Raw genomic sequence first — 6238 nt, 5'->3', positions numbered from 1 at the left:
AGGTTCATCTGGTGATACAGATGGTTCACTCGTTAAGCGGTGAACAGCGCTTCATACGACTTCACGTCGCACGCCCCATTCGGTGTTAGTACTGTATAAATCCTAATGTCGGCAAAGCGTAACTTGACTTAGTTTTCGTCATGTCGGTAATCTGTGAAAAGATATGCAACATGCCACTTGAAAACAGGAAACATGATGGAAGCAATAGTAGTTTCTCCGCCTCTACGTGGTAATTGGAATGCATTGAATTGTTCAGGAGGCCAGGAGCCTAACCATGGCAGCAATAAGTAGTGGAGCAGGTCAGCATCTCTATTTTCACATCTGTATTTAGTGTTTGGATTAAGAAAAGTAAACATTTTTCTCAACTAGTATTTTAACGCGAAATACAAGCGCAATAAACAACCCATACTTAACCTAAGTCACTGACTGGGAAAAATCTATTTCGGTATAATGCCTGTAACAACAAGCTCTCAAGAAAGAAACCATGGAACTCATAGAAGAAATAAGCATCAATGATGTCTGGCAACACAACGTCAACCTTCTGATTGGCTCAGGCGCATCCTTCGGGCTTTTCCCTACCCTTGCGACCGAGATGGACGGCGAGTCTATTGAAACGCTTGGGAAATACTTTGAGGACACTGGAAAGAGCGAGCTTAAAACACTGCTTTTCATGCATTACTATAGAAACTGCATTGAGCCAGTAATTATGTTCGACCTCGAATCTATAAAGATTGGCGCTGACATACTAAACGATGCCGATGACAAGAAAAAACTGGCCGTTATCGAGAACTACAAGCAGTTGCTTTTAACGTTAAGAGCGATTGCTTCAAGAAATAAATCGCAACTCAAGGCAAACATTTTTACTACTAACTATGATTCTTGCTTTGCTGAAGCTTATGAAGAGTTACTCTTAGACCATGCCAATCTCGACTTTACGCTAAATGATGGCGCAAAAGGGTTTCGCCGCAAGTTCCTTGAGGCTCGTAACTTCGATACCTTGGAAGTTCGACACAGCGTATTTGGCAAAAACAAGTGCGAGATTCCGCAGGCTAATCTTGTTCATCTACACGGCTCTGCATTTTGGAATCTAGATGATGCAAGAATCTCAGTAAACTACGACGACAATAAACCAAAATACGATGATGATTTCTTCGATGACATTGAGGGTGAACTAGAAGAGCTAGAAGATATTTTAAACGACGAGCACTCAGATAGAGATGACTTCGACTCCATTGATTTTTGCGCAGAGTTCAGCGGCAAAGAAAAGAAGTTCTGGGAGATATACAAGAAACTCCCGATAGTAAACCCTACAAAGTGGAAGTTTCATGAAACCGTATTTGATGAACACTACTATCAAATGCTCAGATTAATGAGCTATGAGCTTGAAAAGCAAGACTCTGTACTTGTTGTTTTTGGGTTTTCGTTTGCGGACGAACACATAACTAACTTAATCAAACGCTCACTCGGAAACAAGTCTCTCACGATGTACATCTGCTGCTTCGACATACCGACAACTGAAGCAATGGAAGAGCTTTTCGGTAGCTTCAATAACGTAAAACTAGTGTCTCGTGACACATTTCTTGATTTCAACTTGTTCAATACCGAAGTTTTCAAGCTTCCAAGCTAGGAGTCTTACATGTCGATTCTAGTTGGCGAAGTGATAGCCGTTCGCGGCGTAAAGGTGTCCATTAAGGTCTTTGAGAGTTCAAATAAAGACACGTTGTTTTACGATGGAACAAATTACAAAGGTGTGTCCATTCGCGAATATGTTCAAATAGAGCGTGGCTTTAAGAAAATCATTTGTATCGTTGAGGGCGAATACCTAGACGAGAAACGAGTTGATGACGAACAGCAGTGCATAAGGACGGTGGACTTAAAGCCCATTGGTTACTTTGAGTCTGGCAGATTCTTTGAGGGCATTAAGCACCTACCTTTAATCAAAGACCCTGTTTATCTGCTTGAAGAAAACAAGCTTTCTGACATCTATGGCAATGTTGGGGGAGATTTTGTGATTGGCAAGCTACTAAAAGAGGAGTTCCCAGTCTCTTTACCTTGGCAAAAGCTGTTTAACACTCACATTGGGATTTTTGGAAACACAGGCAGCGGAAAATCGAACACCTTAACCAATTTGTACACCACGCTGTTTGATAAAAAAATCAAGTTAATCAAAGACAAAAGTCAGTTTGTTATAATCGACTTTAACGGAGAATACACCAACGGTCAGCTAACAAGCGAGCAGCACAAGCGCATCTATACACTCAACACTCGCAAGGCAGAAAACAAGTTTCCACTGGCCAAGTCAGAATTCTGGGATACTGACACCTTGAGCTTATTGTTTCAAGCCACTCAAAATACCCAAAAGCCATTCATCAATCGTATAGTCAAAGGAAAGCAACTCTATGATTCAAAAGCGAACTTTCTAAACTACATCAAAACCACATACGAAAAAGTTTTTACCACAGCAGCACCCCATCCTGAGCTACTTGACCTCATTCGTGGCATAACAAGTACACTAGGGAATGAGAAGATTAAAAACACGTTAAAAACGGTTGCGTTCCACGGAACAAACAAAGTCTTCTACACCATTGGTGGTACTTATTTTAATGCTGACGGTGCTGGTTATAGAAACAGACTCAGGGATGACGTTGACGCTATAACCATACCCAAAGGGTTAAGCAATCTAGACCAGTTCAGCATTCGCTGTCACATACAGTTGATTCGCGACCTCATTAGTGGCTATGTGCAGTTTGACTTCATACAGCCACTATTAAAGAGGATTGAATCTTCTCTAACGAACCTAACCAAGGTCATTCGAGTTACAGACACGCCGCCAGCTAATAAAGCTGTAACGGTGATTTCACTAAGAAAATGCAATCAAGACATAAAAAAGGTCATGCCGCTACTTGTCGCCAAGCATTATTACAATCCTCACAAAACAAGCGTAGCCAACCCACCCGATAAGACCATTCACCTTATTATCGACGAAGCTCATAACATTCTATCTCAGCAGTCGAACAGAGAAAGCGAAAGCTGGAAAGACTATAGACTTGAAACCTTTGAGGAAATCATCAAAGAGGGGCGGAAGTTTGGTATGTTCTTAACGCTATCAAGCCAAAGGCCAGCAGACATTTCACCCACGATTGTGTCTCAGATTCATAACTTCTTCATTCATCGACTTGTTAATGACAGGGATTTGTTTTTGATAGATAACACTATCAGCACCCTTGATAGCATGTCTAGAAGCATGATTCCCAACTTATCGAGAGGAAGTTGTGTCATTACTGGCACTGCATTCGACCTCCCTATGCTGCTTCAGGTTGACGAGCTAGCTAAAGAAAAACAACCTGACAGTGAAGATGTTGACCTAGAGCAGCTATGGTCAGACGATTGATTAGCCACAAAAAAGCACCGCTCAATGCGGTGCTTTTTGTTCTTTAATGTGACATAAGTTATTCAATAGTTTGCTCTTTTGGCTGTTCACGCAGTGTAATCAATAAACTATCGACATAACCATGGGCTACATCACAAACGCAGGCTTTAGGCTTTTGTCGCTCGCTCTCACCTGCTTCTACTTTGGCGTAATAATAAAACGAGCCAAACATGTTATCTAAGTTTAACGCCGTGCTTGTATTTCGGAAAAGTATTTCAGTAGGCTTTGTATGACCAAAATATTTTTCAATGTAGTTCATACGTACAGCTCCAGCGACTAAACATCGTCAACACCAATACTTTCTTTATTAATAACTCCCTTCGCAATAGCCTTTTTGAGAGTTAAGTCTGCTGACCTAGTAGCACTTTCTTTTGTCAGACGTAGCGATTAGCCAGACCTGAGTTAATTCACCGCTCGCTAAACTAGCAAGAGTTGAAAATGATTTTTTCAAAGGACGTGTTGACTCAGACTCGGCAAACACGTCTTTGCCCCATTCGGTGTTAACGTAATTACTCAGTGGCAAATCAGCGGCATTGAAATCACCGTACTTTTGTTCATGTCTACCAACGGAAAGACAGTGACAGAAAACTCCCAAAAGCGAGCAACGGCAACCTCATAGAGAGCTTGAAGTTTACTGTGATAACAACTGCCATAACGACCAATAGTATTGATATAAGCCCCCCCCCCTTACGTTAATGAAAAACAACGGTTCTCGCGGTTGTCTAAGGCTTAAAAATACGGTAATCGGGGCGTAGCTCAAATTCGGAATTCAAACTAACTCTGATTTGATATTGAAAATATTAATAATGGGACTAAGTGAATCTTTGTTTGGTACATCTCCAACATCGCCAAATCCATATCCATAGAAAAAATATGAAATTGTTTGTATTAGTATTCCAGCAATCAACCAAAACATTGCGCTAGTTAATAATGCATGAGCCATCTTTACACAAGTAACAGTGTCATTGGTTAAATCATAGTTTTTCCGCAAAGTACTCAACAATTTTTTCACTAATTGCAGTTGTAATGTTTTGGTGTTGTTATGCGTTATTAACTCTTTCCAGTTTAATAAGTGGAAAGGTGAAACTTTAAGTGCTTTGTGAGACCACATGACGCACCTAACCAATATAGTTAATGCCAACATGAATACTGCAATTGTGAGTAAATCTAATACACTTAAAAGATTAAATTTCACTGGTATTTTTAGTTTGATGACTACTGGAGCCAATGAGAGGAGTATTGTTATTAGTGCGATTGAAACAGCGATATATACACCAGCTTTACTATCTATGGTGGATCGTCTTGCCTGTTCCTGATCATACAATCGTCTAGACTCATCTAAGAGAATACCTGTTGCGTCATTAGTTGATAAACCAGTTATTAGGTCTAAATCTTTTTCAAGTAGTTCTCTTTTTATACTTTGAGAATCTTGCGAAAGCGTTGGCCAAAATAAGTCAAGATTCATAATTGTTCTCACTAATCTTCAGTAGTTCATCAACGATAGATGAAGCTATTGGTAACTTAGTTTGATTCTCAATCCAAGCCCACTGACCATTAGGATTGATCTCAAGAAACCAATAGTCCCCATCTAAGTCACACACCAAATCAATAGCACCGAATCTCAGGTTTAAGTCTTTGACTAAATTGATACATTTCATTTTGAGTTCATCTGGTATATCTATATGTTCGTGCAGCAGATCAATTCGCCCTCCTTGACGCCAATCAACCTTGGTTGCTTCTGATGTTTGTGACCAAATAGCAACAGGAAACACTTTGTTGCCAACTACAGTTACCCGAACATCATATTTTTTAGAGATTTCTTGTTGGTATATAGAGGGAGCAAAGGCTATTGACTCTTCATACTCAGGTGTAAGAGATGGTATCTGGCTAGTAAAAATAACACTTTCATTCTTTCCCTTTAGAAGTGCTTGTCTCAATGGCTTGGCTATGAGGCTTTCATTCGTCGTTCTTTCCATGACAGTAAAAACATCATTGGTAATGATACCTTGTGGTATCTGAAACCCAAGAGCATTAGCAGCAACAAGCTGTCTTGGTTTATCTTCAGCTAAGGCTATGTTAGTAGGAGAGCTTAGCCACTTGTTATCAAGCCTATAATAAATACTCTTTAGAAAAGATAACCATTCCATATTCAAGTATTCTAATTCTGCTTCAGATAATGTGGGATGGATAACTGTTGTAGGACTGGGTCTTCGAAAGTAAGCGGACGTGATCTGGTTACCTTTGATATCCCCAATTCTCCAATCATCTATGGAACTATAGCCAATGGAGCACTTGAACTCATTTAGTGTTTCCGTATTAAGCCTAGTGTATGGAACGTTTCTGAATTTTAGCTCTCTGACAATATAGTCAGTAGTTAGGTCTCGTTTATTGGTTACCAAAAGAATCATGACATACCAAAACTGTAAGAGTTATCGTCGCTTTCTTGCATTACTTCAGTCTTAGTGAGTAATTCATTTAGATGACATAAACTAATATCATTATCATCACGTTCAACTTCGACTTTTGTTTTGGTTTGCATTTCAAGAGCATAGGATTGATCATCACTTTCAACTTGAACGTTTGTTTTGGTGATTAATTCAGGGCAATTTCTATCGACTAGATTGATAATTGGTGTCTTGGATTCGTCATCAACCCACATATGTTCGTCATCGCAGTAGTGCCCACCTAAGGCTGGTATATTGGAATGAACTCTTTCTGTAGCGTAATTAAGAATAAACGGCTTAGGGTCGTTGAGCATATGCATTCCTTTAGAGTATTTTCGAATAGTATATCTATGGCAGTACCACT

6 protein-coding genes are annotated in these 6238 nt (G+C 39.8%); 2 read left to right on the top strand and 4 right to left on the bottom strand.

All coding sequences use genetic code 11. The features are described 5' to 3' along the window. Window positions 1–484: 484 nt before the first annotated feature. Together R7P80_RS20360 and R7P80_RS20355 are read left to right on the top strand one after the other, a co-directional pair. Window positions 485–1627 (top strand): SIR2 family protein, encoded by a 1143-nt coding sequence (locus R7P80_RS20360; protein WP_047725741.1) that lies wholly within the window; start codon window positions 485–487, stop codon window positions 1625–1627. 9 nt (window positions 1628–1636) lie between these two features. Then, entirely contained in the window at window positions 1637–3391 is a 1755-nt protein-coding gene (locus tag R7P80_RS20355; RefSeq protein ID WP_225491876.1) for an ATP-binding protein, read from the top strand. 58 nt (window positions 3392–3449) lie between these two features. On the opposite strand, the gene R7P80_RS20350 is transcribed toward R7P80_RS20355, so the two are convergent. The 4 genes from R7P80_RS20350 to R7P80_RS20335 form a co-directional block, all read right to left on the bottom strand. Then, window positions 3450–3689: a hypothetical protein gene (locus R7P80_RS20350; protein ID WP_054868463.1), complete on the bottom strand. Its 240-nt coding sequence runs from the start codon at window positions 3687–3689 to the stop codon at window positions 3450–3452. A gap of 510 nt (window positions 3690–4199) precedes the next feature. Next, window positions 4200–4895, bottom strand: coding sequence for a hypothetical protein (locus tag R7P80_RS20345; RefSeq protein WP_024701201.1), 696 nt, complete (start codon window positions 4893–4895; stop codon window positions 4200–4202). Beyond that, a complete protein-coding gene (locus R7P80_RS20340; RefSeq protein WP_225491875.1) occupies window positions 4885–5577 on the bottom strand; it encodes a hypothetical protein in 693 nt (230 codons plus the stop codon). Before R7P80_RS20340 ends, R7P80_RS20345 begins: the two co-directional genes overlap by 11 nt. Window positions 5578–5834: 257 nt before the next feature. Next, a complete protein-coding gene (locus tag R7P80_RS20335; RefSeq protein ID WP_024701203.1) occupies window positions 5835–6188 on the bottom strand; it encodes a hypothetical protein in 354 nt (117 codons plus the stop codon). Window positions 6189–6238: the final 50 nt, after the last annotated feature.

The organism is Vibrio sp. 2092 (genome assembly GCF_033339635.1).
GTDB lineage: Bacteria > Pseudomonadota > Gammaproteobacteria > Enterobacterales > Vibrionaceae > Vibrio > Vibrio alginolyticus.
The sequence above is the reverse complement of the archived record's forward strand: the minus strand, read 5'-3'. Positions and strand labels throughout refer to the sequence as shown.